Origin of the sequence: Dolomitihabitans soli (assembly GCF_022213955.1) — a bacterium.
Lineage (GTDB): Bacteria > Actinomycetota > Actinomycetes > Streptosporangiales > Streptosporangiaceae > Streptosporangium_A > Streptosporangium_A soli.
Genome location: NZ_JAKNTW010000032.1, coordinates 24,401 through 42,803, shown reverse-complemented (window position 1 = coordinate 42,803; position 18,403 = coordinate 24,401). Strand labels below are relative to the sequence as shown.

Sequence of the window (18,403 nt, the reverse complement as noted above, 5' to 3'; positions counted from 1 at the left end):
TTAACAGGTAGGAATAAGGGGTTATTTGCGCGGGTGACGAGCAGGGCAGCCTCCGCCGCTCCCGCTTACCCGGCAGGTAATCGACGCCGTACACGTCTTCGAGGAGACTCTCCATGTCGATAACGGACTTAAGGGATCATAACGTGACTGACAACACCACAACCCGCAGCGCAGTCGAGGCGTTCCTGGGCCGGATGGCCGAGGGTGACCACGACGGGATCGCCGAGTTGTTCGCGGAGCGGATCGACTGGCAGCTCAACTGGCCGGCCGGAGGGCACCCGTCCGTGCCGTGGATCAGGTCCCGCACGGGCCGCGCCGACATCGCCGGGCACTTCCGCATGCTGGACGCCTACCACGTGCCCGAGAAGAACGACTCCTCGGTGACCCGGATTCTCGTCGACGGAACGGACGCGGTCGTACTGGGCACCCTCCGGCAGACCGTCAGGGCCACCGGCGTCGCCTACACCTCGGCCTTCGCGCTCCACCTCACCTTCGAGGACGGCCTGATCACGCGCTACCACATCTACGAGGACAGCCTCGCCGTCGCGGACGCCCTCACCGGCGGCTGACCCGCCGGCGCGTTCGGGTTGTCCCACCGCGACAGCAGGAATCAGGAAAGCAGCGAGCTCCAGCACCCCTGAGGTCCTGCCGGCTGAGGTCATCCACAGCCCTTAACTCCGGCTCAGTTGTGTTTCAAGCTCTCGGTAATCGATTTCTCGACCACGAGGAGCGGGTCCGGCAGACAGGGCGGGCCACGCCCCTACGGCCCGCCCACCCGGCGCCACCGCCCGCAGGCGGTGGCGGTCCGCGGGGTCATGCCACTCCAGCAGCTGTGGCGAGCCACCGTGACAACACACCCTGGACCATGCCCTTCGCACAAACCCAGCGCATGCCAGCGCAGGCGGAGGCCCGGGGCCCTACGACGCCGCGGTGCTCCCGGCCAGCCGTGCCGCCAGGCCGTCCAGGTGGCGGGTCAAGGCGTGGTTCAGCAGACCGTCCAGGTCCCGCGCCCCCTCGCCGTGGACCGCGGCCAGCCGTGGGAAGCGGCCGGAGCCCATGAGCGCGCGCGCCTCGTCGTCGAGTGCGATCCACCACTGGTCGCCGGCCACCCCCGTCTCCCGCTCCGCCTGCACCTCCGCCGCCGCGCTGAGGGCGAGGCCGCGGACGAGGGCGAACAGGGTCAGCACCTCCCGCATCTGCTCGGTGGGGGTCAGGGGCAGCCCGTCCAGCGCCCGCAACATCCACTCGGTGTAGGCCATCGCCTCGGGGGTGAGCAGCGGCCTGGTCAGCGACACCAGCTCGGGGAGCCACGGATGCCCGCGGTACGCGTGCCACTGCACCCGGCTCGCCAGCTCCAGCTTCGCCCGCCAGCCCGGCGGGCCGGGCTCGGGCAGCGGATACGCCTGGAACACGGCCCTGTACATGAGGTGCTCCAGCTCCTCGCGTCCGGAGAGGTGCCGGTACAGCGACATCGGGCCGACGCCGAGCTCGGCTGCGAGCCGGCGCATCGACACGGCGTCCAGGCCCTCCGCATCGGCGACCGCCACGCCGGCCGCCACGATCCGCTCCGTCGTGAGCTCCCGGCCCGGCCCGCGCCCGCTGCGCCGCGGCGGATCGGGGACGCGCACGACCGTGCCGGATCCCACTCGCGTGACCACCAGCCCCTCGTCCCGCAGGACCGCGAGCGCCCTGGTGGCCGTGGCCATCGCCACACCGTGGTCGCGGACCACCTGCCGCGTGGACGGCACACGGTCACCGGGGCGCAACGCCCCCGTCGTGATCCGGTGGCGGATGGCCGCAGCGATCCGCAGATACGGCCGCTCGCTCTCATTTCCTGACATCACCATCCGACTGTACTAGTACGGATGCCTGCGAAACGCCGATGCGTTCGGATTGACCACCCTGGTTGCTCGGCTCAAACGATGCACTTCAGGAAGTGAACTATTCGATGCCACATCCTGCCCGGCCGAACTCATACGGTGTACGCATGGCCAGGAAAACCCCGCGGTACGTGTGCCCGGGGACGGCGTTGCCCGACGGGCCGCCGGCAGGGCCCAGGTGGCGCGACTCCCGCCCCTGAAACCCCACCGAACTGGAGGAACCATGCCCGTAACCACCGAGATCGTCGCCGGCGGCGACACCGACTTCATGGCCGTACGGCACGTCACCGCGTCCGGCGGCCAGGCCGAGATCGGCCGTGCGCTCGCCGAGCAGGCCCGGCTGGCCTACGGCTGGACGCCGGTCCCGGCCGACCGGGTCAAGGCCCGCGCCCGCCGCCTGTGGTTCGCCCGGCACTGGCCGCAGCACCTGGCCCGTATGCAGGGGGCGGCGGAGGCGCTCGGCCTCGACCTCGAAGCCGATGAGGTGTACCTGGACGGCCTCACCGGCATCCCGACCGGCTCGGCCTGCTCGGCGAGCTACTACCCGCCGGCCGGCACGGTCGACGGGCGCGCGGTGCTCGGCCGCAACTACGACTTCTTCACCACGAGCGCGACGGCGCTGTTCGCCCTGATATCCGGCGCGCCGGCGCCGGACGGGGACGAGCCGCCCATGTCCTCCCGGCCGTACGTGCTCACGAGTGCGCCGGACGACGGACCGGCCACCACCGTGCTCACCATGAACGAGCTGGACGGCTGCATGGAGGGGATCAACGAGCACGGCCTCGCGGTGGCCCTGCTGCTCGCCGACGCCGAGTCGGTGTCCGCTCCGGTCGACGCCGGCCCGCAGGTCGGGCTGTCCAGCGTCCAACTCCCGCGCTTCCTGCTCGACACCTGCGCGACCGCCGCCGAGGCGGCGGACGCGCTGCTCGCCGCCAAGCAGTACGACCTGGGCACCCCGCTGCACTACCTCGTGGCGGACCCCTCCGGGGACGCCTTTATCTGGGAGCGCGGCCCGGGCGGGGACGAGCACGTCGTCCGGATAGACGGCGGCGCGCTGTGCGCCACGAACCACCTGGTGCACCGCCACCGCGACCCGGCCGCCCTGCCGGCGGACAACGCCGGGACGGCGCTGACCTACCAGCGCTACCGGACGATCTCCGAGCTCTCGGCGGGAACCGACCTGTCCGGGGAGCGGATGCGCGAGGTGCTCGACGCGGTGCGCCTCGACGCCGCCACCGAAACGCCGTACCCCGTCCGCACGCTCTGGCGCACGGTGTTCGATCTGGAGGGGGGCACCATGGCGACGCACTTCTACCTGGGCGACGCGACGGACGGCGCGCCGCGCTACAGCCCCGAGTTGGTGTTCACGGTGCCCGCCCTGCAGCACCGCTAGGCGGGACGTCCGACGTCGGCGGCGACGCCGGACCTCTGCACACACCGACTCGCCGCGCCGAAACGGGAGACCCGCGCACACCCGGGGCGTAACTCGCGGGGCGTGACTCGCGGGGCGTGACAAGGTGCGGGATCAGCGGCCGCAAGTGGCACAGCTGAACCTGTGTCCCGCCCGAGCGACGACTTCTGACCGTCACAGCATCGCGGTTCGCCCTGCGGCGGGAGGAGGAGGACAATCGGGCGCGTGCGGTTCGGCATTCTGGGCACCACGCGGGTGTGGCGCGATGACGGGTCCGAGGTGGCCGTCGGCGGCACGGCCCGGCGCGCGCTGCTCACTCTGCTGGTCGCCCGGGTGGGAGAGGTGGTGACGGCGGACAGCCTGATCGACGATCTCTACGGCACGAAGCCCGGCGCCGTGCACGCCCTCCAGTCGCAGGTGTCCCGGCTTCGTCAGGACCTGCGGCAGGCGGCGGTGATCGAGATGGTCCCCGGTGGCTACCGGCTGTCGGCAGATCCCGACGACGTCGACGCCCGCCGTTTCGAGCGGCTGGCCGACGAGGGGCGGAACGCGCTGGGCAACGGCCGGCCCGGCCGGGCGGCCGAGGTGCTGCGCACGGCCCTGGCCCTCTGGCGGGGCCCGGCGCTCGCCGACGTCGAGCCCTCGCCCGCGCAGGCCGTACGCCTGGAGGAGCGGCGGCTGGGCGCTCTTGAGGACCGGATCGAAGCGGACCTCCAGCGGGGCGAGCACCGGGCGGCCGTGCCGGAGCTCCAAGAGCTGACCGGGCGGCACCCGTTGCGGGAGCGGCTGCACGGCCTGCTCATGCGGGCCCTCCAAGCGGCCGGCCGGCCGGCGGAGGCCCTGGTCCTGTTCGAGGACGTGCGGCGGCGACTGGCGGACGAGCTGGGCGCGGACCCCTCGGCGGAGCTGACCGCGATCCACCGGGCGCTGCTCCGCGGCGACCGGCCGACCGCCGTGCCCGCCCAGCTCACCAGCTTCGTCGGCCGGGCGGACGACCTGGCCGAAGTCACCAGGCTGCTCGGTGACGCTCGACTCGTCACCCTGCTCGGGCCGGGCGGATCGGGGAAGACGAGGCTGTCGATCGAGGTCGCGGCCGGCCGTACCGACGTCTGCTTCGTCGAGTTGGCCGCGCTCCGGCACGGCTCGGAGGTGCCCCAGGCCGTACTCGGCGCGCTCGGGCTCCGCGAGGGCGGTCTCCTTCCCGCACCGGCGGAGTCCACGCCCATGTCGAAGCTGATCACGGCACTCGCGGAACGGTCGCTGCTGCTCATCCTCGACAACTGCGAGCACGTCGTGATGGCGGCGGCGGAACTGACGGAAGGGCTGCTCGCCACCTGCCCGGCGGTGCGCGTCCTGGCCACCAGCCGGGAGCCGCTGACCATCACCGGTGAGAACCTGTGGCCCGTCCGGCCGCTCGACGCCTCCCACGCCGCTCGACTGTTCGCCGACCGGGCGGCAGCCGTCCGGCCGGGCTTCACCCTGGACCCCGCCACCGCCGCGACCGTACGGCAGATCTGCGCGGCGCTCGACGGCCTGCCGCTGGCGATCGAACTGGCCGCCGCGCGGATGCGCACACACGAGGTGGCCGAACTGGCCGCCCGCCTGGACGACCGGTTCCGGCTGCTGTCCAGGGGAAGCCGTACGGCGGCAGCGAGGCACCAGACCCTGCGGGGGGTCGTCGCATGGAGCTGGGACCTCCTCTCGACGGCGGAGAAGGTGATGGCCAGACGCCTCACGGTCTTCTCCGGCGGCGCGACCGCCGCAGCCGCACAGCTCGTCTGCGGAGTGCCGGACGCCGAGGGCACACTCGATTCGCTCGCGGAGAAGTCCCTGGTCGAGGTGGGCGACGGCCGCTACCGCATGCTCGACACGATCCACGCCTACTGCGCGGAACGGCTCGCGGAAGCCGGGGAGACCGCCGGCCTGCGACGCGCGCACGCGAACCACTTCCTCGACCTGGCGCAGGCCGCCGACCCCTTCCTGCGGGGCTCGGAGCAGCTCAGGTGGCTGAAGGTCCTCATCGCCGAACACGAGAACCTCCAGACCGCGCTGCACCGGGCCATCGAGGACGAGGAGGTGGATCTGGCGCTCCGGCTGATCGCCTCGCTGTCGTCCTACCGCTGGATACGCGGCCTGCGCACGTCTGCCACACCTCAGGCGGTCGCCATCCTCGGCCTGATCGGCGACCGCCGTCCCGAACTCACGGACGAGTACGTCCTGTGCGCGCTGGCCGCGGCGGTCGGCGCGGAAGGCCGGCAGGCGTGGGCCCGCCACCGGCCGGTCACCGAGGCGATCGTGTCCGCCCCAGACCGGCCGCGCCCGCACCCGCTGATCACCTTCCTGTGGCCCATGATCAATGCGAGCACCGGGAACCCGCAGGCGTCACTGGCGTTGATCAAACGCGGGCGGACCAGCTCTGATCCGTGGGAGCGGGCGGTGGTCGAGCTGATGCAGGGCTATTCCCACCTGGCCGGTAGCGATCTCGCCGCCGCCGAGCAGGAGTTCACCGGGGCCGCCGACGGCTTCCGCGCGCTCGGCGACCGCTGGGGAACCGCGCTCGCCCTGGACTCGCTGGCCGCCCTCGCGGTTTTCCACGGCGACCACCCGACCGCGCTCACGCTGACCGGCGAGGCGCTGGTCCTGACCGAGGAACTCGGCGCCGACGAGGACCTCGCCGACCTGCTCTGCAACCGGGGCGACCACCGACGGCACCTGGGCGACCTCGCCGGCGCCCGCGCCGACTTCGAGAGAGCCGCCGAACTGGCACGCCGCGCGGGCACCCCCACCTATCTGGCCGCCGCGCTGCGCGGTCTCGGCGACATCGCCAGGCTGCGGGGCGATCTGACCGGGGCGCACCGGCTCTACGAGCAGGCCTTGGAGCGGTTCGAGCCGCACTGGATCAGGAGTGCGGGACACCGGGCGAGTGCCCTGTACGGGCTCGGCAAGACCCTGGAGGCCATGGGCGACCTCGCCGGGGCCCGCGGTTGGCACCGGGCGGCCATCGAGGTCGCGGTCACCCAGGGTCCGTTGCCGGAGGGGGCCCGCGCGGTGGAGGCGCTCGCGGGGATCGCGCTGGGAGAGGGCGACGCCGCCACCGCCGCCCTTCTGCTCGGCGCCGCCGCGTCGCTGCGCGGCGTCCTGCTCGACGGAGACTCCGACGTCGCACCGATCGCCGCCCGCACGCGCGAGGTCCTGGGCGGCCCGCCGTACGACGTGGCCGTGCGGACGGGCCGCCGGCTGGGGCACGGGGAACTGCTCCGGCTGGTGGGTTTACCGGAGGATCTCCCAGGGGTCGCCGAGGCGCTCGCTCACCGACCATGACGCCGGGGGATGACGGTGCGGGCGGTGTGCGGGCGGTGAGGGGGCGGTGAGCGTCGCCGTACAGGGTCGGCGGCATGGACATTCTGATCTCAGGGGCGAGCATCGCCGGGCCCGCGCTGGCCTACTGGCTGCGGCGGCACGGCTTCAATCCGACCGTCGTCGAGCGGGCGCCCAGCCTTCGTGCGGGCGGCTACGCGGTCGACTTCCGCGGCGAGGCCCATCTGTCGGTGCTGCGCGACATGGGTGTGCTGGCCGCCATCGAACGCGAGCAGACGCACATGGGCGCGATGATGTACGTCAACAGCGCGGGCAAGAAGCTGGCGAGTATGCCCGCCGACCTGTTCTCCGGCGACGTGGAGATCCTGCGGGGCGACCTGGCGCGCATCCTGTACGAGGCGACCGGCGGCACCGAGTATCTCTTCGACGACTCGATCACCTCCATGACCGAGGACGCGAGCGGCGTCGAGGTGACCTTCGAGCGGGCCGCACCGCGCAGGTTCGACCTGGTGGTGGGGGCGGACGGGTTGCACTCCAACGTCCGGGCGCTGGCCTTCGGCCAGGAGTCACGGTTCGTGCGGGAACTGGGGCTCTACACAGCGATCTTCACCACTGCCAACCACCTCGGGCTGGACCACAGCGGCAAGGTGTACAGCACGCCGGGGAAGCTGGTCGGCGTCTACAGCGCGCGGGGGAACACCGAGGCGAAGGCCATCTTCCATTTCGGCTCACCGCCGCTGCTCTACGACCGCCGTGACGTCGAGCAGCAGAAGAAGATCCTCGCGAAGACGTTCGCCGGGGTCGGCTGGGAGACTCCCCGGCTGCTCGACGCCATGGGGGACGCGCCCGACTTCTACTTCGACTCGATCAGCCAGGTTCACATGGACTCCTGGTCGCGTGGCCGGGTCGTGCTGCTCGGGGACGCCGCCTACTGCGCCTCGCCGCTGTCCGGCATGGGCACCGGCCTTGCGGTCGTGGGCGCCTACGTCCTCGCGGGTGAGCTGGCCGCCGCCGGGGGCGACCACCGCACCGGGTTCGCGCGTTACGAGGCGGAGATGCGCGACTACGCCGGGCGCTGCCAGAAGCAGGGTGATGGGGTCGCCAAGCTGATGGTTCCGGAGAGCCGGTTCATGGCCTGGGTCATGAACCAGAACTACAAACTCATCCCGTACGTCCCATGGAAGGGCTTGATGGCCAGGTCCGTCAGGAAGGTGGCGAACTCCATCTCCCTGAAGTCCTACTGAGGTTGTCCGCAGCCCTTGCCGCCGGGTCAGTTGTGTTTCAAGCTCTCGGCAATCGATTTCTCAATACCGGTGGTGTGATCGCATCGCGCATAGCCATGCGCGCAGCCTCCGACTCGCCCATCACCATCTATTTCGCGGGCACTGGCCTGGGTTACCTCTCGATCACATGGAGCTGGCATGCTGATCAACAACGACGGCAACCCGCCACCCGGCGCGCCGATGAGCCGGGCGGCGTTCCTGCGGACCGCCGCCGGGACCGTGCTGGGGGCCGGTGCGCTGTTCCAATCCTCGGCGGCGGCCCACGCGGCGAGCGGTGGCGAGCCACCGTAACAACGCGCCCCCTTCGCACCAACCCGGCACATGCCCACGCGGTGCGCAGAGGACGCAGGCAGCATGGAGCTATCGCGTCTACGTCAGCGCAGCTTCCAGCCCGGCGAACTTGGCTCCAACTCGGCGTTCTGTGTTCTCGACATCGTTCACGCTGCCGATGATCCGGTTGAGAAAGCCTTCAACGGTAGGGACCAGTCCATTTGTGACATCGCTTCGTGTCCAGCGGTCGATGATCCGATCGTCCCTTGCGAGAGTCAGCACCGCTTCTCGATCAAGAAACGTAGCCTCGACGAACCCGCGTAGCTCGTCTGTGGAGCCGAAGGTGACATCACCGAACTCCTCACTCTCCTCCGGCCGGACACAAACGTACGCCCAGGCGGAGAGGCCGTGAGAGCTTTCGAGAACCTGGGTGAACATGACGAGATCTGCGCCCACACGGAAGGTCCCGGTCAAGGGGATTTCGTACTCGTGCCAGACATCAAGATCGTATACTTCAGATCCGGGACGCCAAGGCAGCCGACCACGCTTGACCAGCGAGTCAAGGTTCATCTAGTCACCCCCGCCTGCTCATACCCATTGAAGCATCTCAGGAAGCTTTGCGTCACCTCTGGCGGCCACGGTATGTCCTGCCTGACGACAGGATCAGCAGCCGGCCAGATCACGGAGACGTGCTCCATCTCGGCCGCGCACCCCTTGGTCACGCGCCCAGGCGTGTGAACGACCGCAAGCCCTGCCACCCGCAGGTTACCTGCGGTTGTGTACCGCACGCTTGCGCCCTCCAGATCGCTGACGGTTATCAAGGCCCTTCGGTAGCGACTCGCTTCCTCGACAGAGAGTCGGCCGGTCAGCAGCGAGACCTCTCGCTCGACCCTGTATCTGGGCTCGTTGAGGAAGTGATCGAACGTGTGATGGGTCAGCCATGTCTCATCCCCAATGCATAGCTCCGCGGCACAAGTCGCCGTGCAGGACTTTTTGCGCACATAAGAGGAATCAGGCTCACGCATGCAGGCAAGGTTAAGTGCTTTATATGCAGCCCGTCAGTGAATCGCCTTTAATATCCAATGGATCGGCAGCCGAAGGAACAAATCGCTCAATCCGTTACACAACCAGCCCGGCAGGACAGCCAGCAGGTTCACTATTGAACCGCACTCCATCTTACTATGCCAACAGCCTTATTTTGCCAAGTAAAGTCGAGCTACTCGCCCCGCCCCTGGCACCATATCGTCAATATTTTCATTTCAACCATCGTGGCCCAAAAGGCGAGATATTCCGGATTTGGTTTACGTCTCCTTGCGAGCCACGCCTCCCGAAAGGGCGCACTGCTATAGCATGCTTCGTCCTCCCGAGTAGTGATTCACACTAGATATCTCTCTCACTTCGGTAGTCCACCGAGGAATCCCGTTCACTGTTCAGGCGGTCTACCGGACTGCGGAGGGAGGGCCATGCGTCTGCGGCACCTCCGCCCGCACCACGCACGGGTTTGAGAGCAAGGGACATGGCCCACAGCCCTGTCGTCACGGCGGCCGGCCACAGCCGCTGGAGTGCCGCCGCCCCACGGACCGCCATCCCCGGCGGCGATGACGCCTACTGGGCCGGCCGTACGACCTCAGGCGAGCACGGCGCCGCCGCGGCACCCCGTTCGGGCCGAGTGTCCACCGAACGGTGGGGTCGGCGAGCGGCCTGCGCCGGGCTGTTTCGCCGACGACGGCCACGCGGGCCGAGTCAGGTGCGGAGTGAGCGAGTACTGGGGAATGTTCGATCTTCGCCTGGTCGAGAGCGGCTGGATGTTCTCCGTAGGCGGCCAAGAATCGTCACGTTTGGGCGATATGCGGCTTTCGTCGGGTAGGAGATCCGGCATGGCTGAGATCGGTTACACGATGCTGTGCGAGCAGACGCCCGCCAGGCAGCTCGTCGAGGACGTCGCCAGGGCCGAGCGGGCCGGGTTCGGCTACGCGGTCATCTCCGACCACTACTTCCCGTGGCTGGAGGAGATGGGGCACTCGGCGTACGCCTGGTCGGTACTGGGGGCGGCGGCGCAGGTGACCGAGCGGCTGCCGCTGATGACCTACGTGACCTGCCCGATCATGAGGTATCACCCGGCGGTGGTGGCGCAGAAGGCGGCGACCATGGGGGTCCTCTCCCAGGGGCGTTTCACGCTGGGACTGGGGGCGGGTGAGAACCTCAACGAGCACGTGGTCGGGCACGGCTGGCCGCCGGTCAACACCAGGCACCGGATGTTCCGCGAGGCCATCGAGGTCATCATGGCGCTGTTCGAGGGCGGCTACCAGAACTACACGGGCGAGTTCTTCGACCTCGACTCCGCCAAGCTCTTCGACCTGCCCAAACTGCCCGTCCCGCTCGCCATCGCGGCCTCCGGGGACGACTCGGGCGACATCGCGGCGCTGTACGGCGACGCGTTGGTGGCCACCGAGCCGGACGCCGCCCTGGTCGCCCATTTCGTGGCCAACGGCGGCCGGGACAAGCCCGTGTACGGCCAGCTCCCGATCAGCTACGACCGCGACCCGCAGGCGGCGCTGGACCGGGCGCACCGGCTGTGGCGCTGGTCGGTGGGGGGTTGGAAGGTGATGGCCGAGCTGCCTGCGCCGGTCAACTTCGCCGCCTACGCGAAGACGGTCCGGCCCGGGGACCTCCGGGAGACGATCCCGTGCGGGGCGGACGTGGACGCGGTGGTGGCCGCGGTGCGCAGGTACACCGCGGCCGGTTTCACACACGTCGCCCTGGTCCAGATCGGCGCCGACCACCAGCAGGAGTTCTTCGAGTGGTCGGAGAAGGAGCTGCTGCCCGCCCTGGCGGAGGTGTAGCGACCCTCACGTCCAGCGTGACGACGAGGAGCGCCCCGTCATCTCAGCCTGCTCATCTCAACCCGGTCACCTCAGCCCGGCGTCCACAGCGGTGGTGAGAAGGCCGGGATCGCCGGACATCTCCCAGATCATCGCGCCGAGCAGGCCCTTGCTCCGCAGCCACGCGGTCTTCTTGGCGATCGCCCACGTGTCGTCGAAGCTCCACCACTGCCCGCCGTTGCCGGTGAAGCAGTAGGTCGCCACCGCCTGCTCGTCGTGCCGGGGCGTGCAGTTGGGGACCGAGGCCACCAGGTTGCTGTAGCCACGGGTGCCCGCCTCCTCCGCGAACTGGCCGGGTGCCGCGCCGTTGGCCGCCTGCCACTCGCCGGACTTCCCGCCGTCGGTGACGCCCTGCCAGCCGCGGCCGTAGTAGGCGAGCCCGATGGTGATCTTGCGGGGGTTCACCCCGGCGTTCAGGTAGGTGTCCACCGCGTTCTCCACGCTGAAGTGGAAGGTGTAGGGGTCGTCGGTGTCGGCGTAGAGGTTGCCCTGGTGGCCGGTGCGGTTGGGCTCCCAGGAGTTGTCGCTGCCCGAGCCGTGGAAGTCGTAGCCCTGGACGTTGAAGATGTCCAGGCTCTTCGCGACCTCCGGCAGGTCCCAGCCGGCCGCGATCTTGGCGGGGTCGGCCGGGGTGAACGCGGTGAGCTGGTAGCGCTTGCCGGTCTCCTCGGTCAGCGCGTCGAGCTGCCTGCGGAACTCGGCGATCAGCAGGGTGTTGTTCGCCTTGTCGTTCGGGCCGATGTGGTTGCCCGCGTGGCCCTCCGCGCCCGGCCACTCCCAGTCGAGGTCGATGCCGTCGAAGATGCCCGCGCCGCTGCCCGGTCCGCCCGCGGCGTTGTAGACGGGCAGGTTGCCCTTGATGTAGATGTCGATGCAGGAGGCGACGAACTTCTTGCGGGCCGCGTCGGTGGCGGCCACGTCGGAGAAGTACTTGGAGTAGGTCCAGCCGCCCAGCGAGATCAGCACCTTGAGGTGCGGATGCTTGGCCTTGAGCTTCCTGAGCTGGTTGTAGTTGCCGCGCAGCTTCTCCCAGCCGGTGTCGGCGACGCCGTCCACCGACTGCGCCGCGCTCATCGGCCTGCCGTAGTCGGCGTCCGCGTCGCCCGCGCCGTCGCCCTGGTTCGGGTCCTGCGGGTTCGCCGTGGTGCCCTTGGTGACGCCCTGGAGGCAGGTCAGGTTCACCGGGTCGATGTTGCCGAAGGCGTAGTTGATGTGGGTCAGCTTCGCCGCCGCGCCGGTGGTGTCGAGGTTGCGCACGAAGTACTGCCTGCCGTAGATGCCCCACTGGACGAAGTAGCCGACCCGGGCGTAGCCGCTGCCGACGATGTCGGCCGTCCTCACCCGCAGGACGGCGCTCCGCGCGGAGACGTTGTCGTACAGGTCGCGGGCCCGCACGCTGAAGCCGTACTCGGTGGACGGCGACAGCCCGCTCACCGTGGCCGTGGTGCCCAGCACGGTGGCCTTCAGGGTGTCACCGGCGTAGACCTCGTAGCCGGCGACGCCCTTGTTGTCGGTCGCGGCGTCCCAGGCGAGGGAGACGGTGGCCGAGGTCGTGCCGGTGCTGCGCAGGTTCGCGGGGACGGTGGGCGGCTGGGTGTCCTCCGCCGGGTCGTTGGTGGTCACCTTGAGCGCCGTACTGGCCGGGGACAGGGTGTTCTTGCGGTCCTTGGCCTTCACGGTGAAGGTGTACTCGGTCTTCGGGGACAGGCCGGTCACGGTCGCGGCGGTCCCGGTGACCGTGGTGGCGAGCGTCGCGCCGTTGTAGACCAGGTAGCCGGTGATCGGCAGGGTGCCGGCCGCCGAGGCGTCCCACGCCAGTGAGACGGTCGTGGTGGTCCTGGCCGGGGTTCGCAGGCCGCCCGGCGCACCCGGCGGCCGGTCGGCGGAACCGTCGCAGGGCACGTCGTTGATCCGGCAGTTGGCCGGCTCGGCGGCCGAGCTGAGCGTGAAGGACGGGCTGTACGGCTCGGTGGAGCCGCGGGCCGGCACCGTGGTGTTGTAGTGGGCCGGGCTCAGCGTGACCTGCCGGCCGCTCTGGCTCAGCGACCCGTTCTGCGCGCCGCTCGCGGTGACCCCGGCGGGCAGGTCGAAGGTGATCGACCAGCCGTTGAGCGCGGCGTCGGTGTTGTTGCTCACCACGAATCTGCCCGTTGTCCCGCTGCCCGAGAAGCTCGCGGTGACGGGCGCGTCCGGTGGCGGCGGATCGCCGCTTCCGTCGCAGTTCGCCCCGTTGATGGTGCAGCCCGTCGGTTGTACGGCGGAGCTGAGGGTGACCGTCGGGCTGTAGGGCTCGGTGGTGCCGTTCGCCCGGACGGTGTTGATGTAGAAGGCGGGCGTCAGCTTGACCCGGGTCCCGGTCTGGGTGGTGGTCGCGTTCTGCGCGTTGCCGACGGTGACCCCGGCGGGCAGATCGAACTGGATCGACCAGCCGGTGACCGGAGTGCTGTTGGGATTGCTGACCACGAACTTCCCCTGGTTACCCGTGAGGGTGAAGGCGGCGGTCAGTCGTGCGGCGGCGACGGCGGGGGTGGCCAGCCCGATCGCCACGGCGAGAGCCAGGAGCAAGGCGGCTAGTCGGCGCATGTGGAACACACTTCCTTTAGGAAAGTTTCCTAACAATTGCGCGGATCGTAACTCCCCCTCCCAGCCCCCCGCAAGACCCAAACCAACCGACGAGCCCGCACGGCTGAGCCCCGCGCACGACGGCCCAGCCGTACGGCAGGCGGCCACGAGCGGCGGCGAGGCAGCGGGGCGTCAGCCGACGGAGAAGAGGGCCTCAGCCGACGGAACAGCGGGCGGCGGGGCGTCAGCCGGCGAGGAATCTGGTGATCTCGGCGTGCGCGACGCCGGATTCCTCCGCCTCCCTGGCCGCCTGGGTCTCGGCCGCCATGGCCCGCTCGACGGACTCCAGAGACGGGCGGAGAAGACGCAGGTGCTGGGCGGTGCCGGGGCCCGTCCAGCGGTGGACGAGGGCGATGGCGGCGTCGAGGAGGTCGACGGCCGGGACGATCTCGTCGAGCAGCCCGAGGGCGACGGCGTCGAGGGCCGGAATCCTGGGCGACTCCAGGATCAGGCGCATCGCCCGGTTACCGGCCAGCCGGGGCAGCAGGATGCTGGCGGCGTTGGAGACGGGCAGCCCGATGGTGTTCTCCGGGAAGTACAGCTCCGTGGCCGGGGTGCCGATGCGCGCGTCGAAGCAGAGGGTCATCTCGCAGGCCCCGCCCACCGCGATCCCGTTGTAGGCGGCGACGAGCGGGATCCGCGTCTCCAGTGCCGCCCTGGTGATGTCGTGGAACAGCTCGACCTCGCCGACGAGACCGCCCGGCGGGTCGGCGACGGCCTCCCGGAGATCCTCGCCCGCCGAGAAGGCGCGTCCCTCGCCGGTGAGGACGATCCCCTTGACCGTCGTGCCGTCGCCGTACTGGCGCAGGGCCGCCGCGAGCCGCCTGCGCATGTCGCCGGTGAGCGCGTTCAGCTTGGCGGGGCGGTTGAGGGTGATGATCGCGACGTCCTGCCGTACGGTGATGTCGATCATCGATCGCCCTTCGCGCCACGAGCCGGCCGCCACGTCGTAAGCGCCGGACCGCTGGTCGCGGGGCGGGTCGAGGAGGAGCCGCTTCTGGATCCTGGCCGAGGGCGTCATCGGGAAGCTCTCGACGAATTCGAGGTAGGCCGGGACCTTGTAGCCGGCGAGCCGGTGGCGGGCGTGCTCGACGAGGACGGCCGCCGTCTCCGTGTCGGCGGCGTGACCCGGATTGAGCTGTACGAACGCCTTCGGCAGCTCGCCGAACAGCTCGTCGGGGATGGGCACCAGGGCGGCGGCGAGGACGGCCGGGTGCGTTTCGAGCACGCTCTCCACCTCGGCGGGCGAGATGTTCTCCCCGCCGCGCCTGATCATGTCCTTGATCCTCCCTGCGTGGTGCACGTAGCCGGCGGCGTCGCGGAACCCGAGGTCCCCGGTGTGGAACCAGCCGCCGCGCATCGAGTGGGCCGTGGCCTCCGGGTGGTTCCAGTAGCCGTTCATCATCGGCAGGCCGCGGACGACGATCTCGCCGATCTCGCCGTCGGGCAGCGCGCCGCCGTCCAGACCGGCCACCCGGACCTCCTTGCCGGGTGGCGGCCTGCCCATGGCCCCGGTGCCGACCGTCGTAGCCGCGTCCGGCTCGACGCTGAGGTCGAGCCCGCTCTCGGTCGAGCCGTACAGCTCGCGCCAGGCGACGCCCCAGCGCTCCTCGAACCGGCGGTGCAGGTCCGGGGCGATGCCCGAGCACAGTACGAGCCGCATCCGGTGCTCGCGGTCCAGCGGGTGCGGCGGCTGCTTCGACATGAGCAGCGGCATGGTGCCCAGCACGTAGGTCATCGTGGCGCCGTGCTCACGGGCCGACCGCCAGAAGCCGGAGGCGGAGAAGCGGGGCAGCACGACGAGCGGGACACCGGCCATGAGGCACATCACCGCGCTCCACTGCGGATCCATGTACGAGAACGCCTGAGCCATCAGCACCACGTCGTCGTCGCGCAGCCCGGTCTGCTCGGCCACGAACCACGCGGTCCTGAGCCAGTAGTCGTGCGACAGCATGCACGCCTTCGGGAAGCCGGTCGTGCCCGAGGTGTACTGGAAGTTGGCGACCTCCCAGGGCGGCACGGCGGGGGCCTCCGCCCGCTCCCCGTCGAAGTCGGCGAGGGTGTGGACGCGCGTGCCCGGCGGCATCAGCGGCACGTACGCGGGCGCGGACAGCACCAGCGCGGCCCCCGAGTCGCGCAGCACGAAGCCCAGGTCGGCCGTGCGGTAACGGACGTTGACCGGCACGGTGACCGCGCCGGCCTTGAGGATCGCCAGCCAGCTCAGCGGCCAGCCCGCGACGTTGTCCATCATGATCGCCACCCGGTCGCCCGGCCGTACCCCGCGGGCGGCGAGCACGCCCGCGAGCCGGTCGGACTCGGCGTCGGCCTCGGCGAAGGTCAGCGACCCCTCGGGGAACCGGAGGAACTCCCTGTCGCCGAACCGGCCCGCCGCGTCCCGCACCAGCTCGGGGAGGGACGTCCAGCGGGGATCCGCCATCTCACATCTCCCTGGAGGTCCAGGGGCGGGGCCCGGCTTCGGCCTCCCAGCGCTCCGCCCTGACGATGTGGATGATCGCGTTGATCAGCGCGAGGTGGGTGAACGCCTGCGGGAAGTTGCCGAGATGGCGGCCGTCGGCGGGGTTGATCTCCTCGGCGTAGAGGCCGAGCGGGCTGGCATAGGAGAGCAGCTTCTGACACAGCCGCCGGGCGCGGGTCAGCTCGCCGATCTCGGTCAGTGCGGAGACCAGCCAGAACGAGCAGATCGTGAAGGTGCCCTCCTCGCCGCTCAGGCCGTCGTCCGTCTCCTTCGTCAGATAGCGCAGCACCAGGTCGTCGACCGTCAGGTCGTCGGCGATGGCCAGCACGGTGGCCCGGACCCTCGGGTCGTCGGACGGCAGGAAGCGGAACAGCGGGATGAGCAGCAGCGAGGCGTCCAGGGCGTCGGTGTCGTAGTGCTGGGTGAAGACGCCCTGCTCGGTGACGCCGTTGGCGCACACGTCGGCGTGGATCTCGTCGGCGACGGCCTGCCAGCGTGCGGCCAGGTCCGGGTCCTCGCGCAACCGGGCGAGCTTGGCTCCCCGGTCCAGGGCCACCCAGCACATGATCTTGGAGGAGGTGAAGTGCTTCGGCTCGCCGCGCACCTCCCAGATGCCCCTGTCGGGCTCGCGCCAGTGCTTGATGGCCGCCTCGACCTGACGCTTCAGGATGGGCCAGATCCGCCCGTCGAGGCCGTCGCGCGACTTGATGTGGATGTAGAACGAGTCGAGCACCGCCCCCCACACGTCGTTCTGACGGTGGTCGAAGGCGCCGTTGCCGACCCGGACCGGCCGCGCGCCCTCGTACCCGTTGAGGTGGTCGAGGAGGTGCTCGGTCAGGTCGCGCTCGCCGTCCACGCCGTACATGATCTGGAGTTCCTCGTCACGTTCAGCGACGTCGGCGATGAACCAGAAGAAGTCGTCGGCCTCCCAGTCGAAGCCCAGCGTGTAGAGGCCCCAGAGGGCGAACGTGGAGTCGCGGATCCAGCTGTAGCGGTAGTCCCAGTTGCGCACGCCGCCCGGCGTCTCGGGCAGCGACGTGGTGGCCGCGGCGACCAGGGCGCCGGTCGGGGCGAAGGTCAGGCCCTTGAGGGTGAGCGCGCTGCGTTCGAGGTAGCTGCGCCACGGGTGGTCGGGGAAGTCGCCGCGGGCGAGCCAGTGCTGCCAGTGGTGGGCGGTCCACACCAGCCTGCCGTACGCCTCCTCGTAGGTGTGCGGCGGCTCGTGCTCGGTCCACGACAGCGCGCAGTAGCGGGTCTCGCCCTCCCGCATCAGGGTGCGCGCGGTGGCGCGCCCGGCTTCGAAGCCGAGCCGCATGTCGGTGGTGAGCCTCAGCTCCACCCCGATGCCCTCGGCGCGCGCGAGGCCCTGGTGGTAGCCGCGGTCGGTGTAGGACCAGACGGCCGGGGTCCTGCCGTAGTCGAAGATGGGCTCGCAGTCGAGGGTGACCTGGGCCTCGCCGCTGACGCACCGGACCGTGCGGAGCAGCACGTGCTCGGCGTCGTAGTCGGTGGGCGCCCGCCGGTGCGTGCGGGACAGTTCGTTCTCGTGGTGCCAGGGGCCGATGAGCAGCACGTCGCGAACGATGACCCAGCCCGTGGGGGTGCCCCAGCTCGTCTCCAGCACCATGGTGCCCGGCAGGTAACGGCGCGCGGCCGGCACCCGCAGGTCGGCGGGGCCCACCCGGAACCCGCCCGCGCCACGGTCCAGGATCGACCCGAACACGCTCGGCGAGTCGAGTCTTGGCAGGCAGAGCCACTCGACGTTGCCGCTGGGCGCGACCAACGCGGTGACTTCGCAGTCGGACAGGAACCCGTAGTCGGCGATCGGTGGGAACGCCGAAGATCCCTCATGGCCGTTCAAGTTGACGTTCCCCCACTCACGGCCACAAAACCCCAGAAGCCGACTAGTTTCCATCGTTGGGATCACCTTACGGATTTTGAGGGCAACTCCTGAAATCCAATCTCAAGGAGGGTGGTATTGCCAGTCATCTCACCTCATCAGCGGCATGAGAAGATGTCCGCATGGCTACCGCCGAATCACAACCTGAAGGTCTCCCCGAAGAGGTCGCGGGCGAAGTAGACCCCGACGACGAGCTCAAGCGAAAGTTCCGCGAGGCGCTGGAGGCCAAGCGCAACAGTCAGGCCGAGGCCAACGCGAAGGGCGGCCCCCAGGACCGCTCGAAGGTCCACGGCACGCACGGCCCGGCGGGCAACCGCCGATCCTTCCGCCGCAAGAGCGGCGGCTGATCTCCGGCGGCGCG

General features: G+C 70.1%; 13 protein-coding genes. 7 read left to right on the top strand and 6 right to left on the bottom strand.

The annotated features are described in order from the left end of the window. The first annotated feature begins 143 nt into the window (after positions 1–143). Positions 144–569, top strand: a complete 426-nt coding sequence (locus tag MBA17_RS39795) for a nuclear transport factor 2 family protein (RefSeq protein ID WP_238502917.1) — start codon at positions 144–146, stop codon at positions 567–569. Between the two features lie 348 nt (positions 570–917). Here the strand turns inward: MBA17_RS39795 and MBA17_RS39790 are convergent, their stop codons facing one another. Beyond that, the gene (locus tag MBA17_RS39790) at positions 918–1,841 is read right to left on the bottom strand and encodes a GntR family transcriptional regulator (RefSeq protein ID WP_238502916.1); all 924 of its coding nucleotides are present in this window, start codon (positions 1,839–1,841) and stop codon (positions 918–920) included. A 262-nt stretch (positions 1,842–2,103) separates the two neighbouring features. Between MBA17_RS39790 and MBA17_RS39785 the strand changes: the two genes are divergently transcribed. From MBA17_RS39785 to MBA17_RS39770, 4 genes are all read left to right on the top strand, one after another. After that, positions 2,104–3,273: a C45 family autoproteolytic acyltransferase/hydrolase gene (locus MBA17_RS39785; protein ID WP_238502915.1), complete on the top strand. Its 1,170-nt coding sequence runs from the start codon at positions 2,104–2,106 to the stop codon at positions 3,271–3,273. Between the two features lie 243 nt (positions 3,274–3,516). Then, positions 3,517–6,612: an ATP-binding protein gene (locus MBA17_RS39780; RefSeq protein ID WP_238502914.1), complete on the top strand. Its 3,096-nt coding sequence runs from the start codon at positions 3,517–3,519 to the stop codon at positions 6,610–6,612. Between the two features lie 74 nt (positions 6,613–6,686). Beyond that, positions 6,687–7,853: an FAD-dependent monooxygenase gene (locus tag MBA17_RS39775; protein WP_238502913.1), complete on the top strand. Its 1,167-nt coding sequence runs from the start codon at positions 6,687–6,689 to the stop codon at positions 7,851–7,853. A gap of 177 nt (positions 7,854–8,030) precedes the next feature. Next, positions 8,031–8,183 (top strand): hypothetical protein, encoded by a 153-nt coding sequence (locus MBA17_RS39770; protein ID WP_238502912.1) that lies wholly within the window; start codon positions 8,031–8,033, stop codon positions 8,181–8,183. Between the two features lie 78 nt (positions 8,184–8,261). Here the strand turns inward: MBA17_RS39770 and MBA17_RS39765 are convergent, their stop codons facing one another. Next, entirely contained in the window at positions 8,262–8,732 is a 471-nt protein-coding gene (locus tag MBA17_RS39765; RefSeq protein WP_238502911.1) for a hypothetical protein, read from the bottom strand. Further along, positions 8,729–9,187, bottom strand: a complete 459-nt coding sequence (locus tag MBA17_RS39760; protein WP_238502910.1) for a hypothetical protein — start codon at positions 9,185–9,187, stop codon at positions 8,729–8,731. The genes MBA17_RS39765 and MBA17_RS39760 overlap by 4 nt, the downstream gene beginning before the upstream one ends. A gap of 852 nt (positions 9,188–10,039) precedes the next feature. Here MBA17_RS39760 and MBA17_RS39755 point away from each other — a divergent pair. Then, the gene (locus tag MBA17_RS39755) at positions 10,040–11,005 is read left to right on the top strand and encodes a TIGR03557 family F420-dependent LLM class oxidoreductase (RefSeq protein WP_238502909.1); all 966 of its coding nucleotides are present in this window, start codon (positions 10,040–10,042) and stop codon (positions 11,003–11,005) included. A 66-nt stretch (positions 11,006–11,071) separates the two neighbouring features. Here the strand turns inward: MBA17_RS39755 and MBA17_RS39750 are convergent, their stop codons facing one another. The 3 genes from MBA17_RS39750 to MBA17_RS39740 all read right to left on the bottom strand — a co-directional run bounded on the left by MBA17_RS39750 (position 11,072) and on the right by MBA17_RS39740 (position 18,003). Next, positions 11,072–13,627 carry a glycosyl hydrolase family 18 protein gene (locus MBA17_RS39750; protein WP_238502908.1) on the bottom strand — a complete coding sequence of 852 codons (2,556 nt, stop codon included), beginning with the start codon at positions 13,625–13,627 and terminating at the stop codon, positions 11,072–11,074. Positions 13,628–13,850: 223 nt separating this feature from the next. Continuing rightward, positions 13,851–16,103 (bottom strand): AMP-binding protein, encoded by a 2,253-nt coding sequence (locus MBA17_RS39745; RefSeq protein WP_238502907.1) that lies wholly within the window; start codon positions 16,101–16,103, stop codon positions 13,851–13,853. A 1-nt stretch (position 16,104) separates the two neighbouring features. Next, positions 16,105–18,003: a glycoside hydrolase family 15 protein gene (locus tag MBA17_RS39740; protein WP_238502906.1), complete on the bottom strand. Its 1,899-nt coding sequence runs from the start codon at positions 18,001–18,003 to the stop codon at positions 16,105–16,107. Between the two features lie 161 nt (positions 18,004–18,164). Here MBA17_RS39740 and MBA17_RS39735 point away from each other — a divergent pair, with 161 nt between their 5' ends. Beyond that, positions 18,165–18,389 (top strand): DUF5302 domain-containing protein, encoded by a 225-nt coding sequence (locus tag MBA17_RS39735; protein ID WP_238502905.1) that lies wholly within the window; start codon positions 18,165–18,167, stop codon positions 18,387–18,389. Positions 18,390–18,403 lie beyond the last annotated feature (14 nt).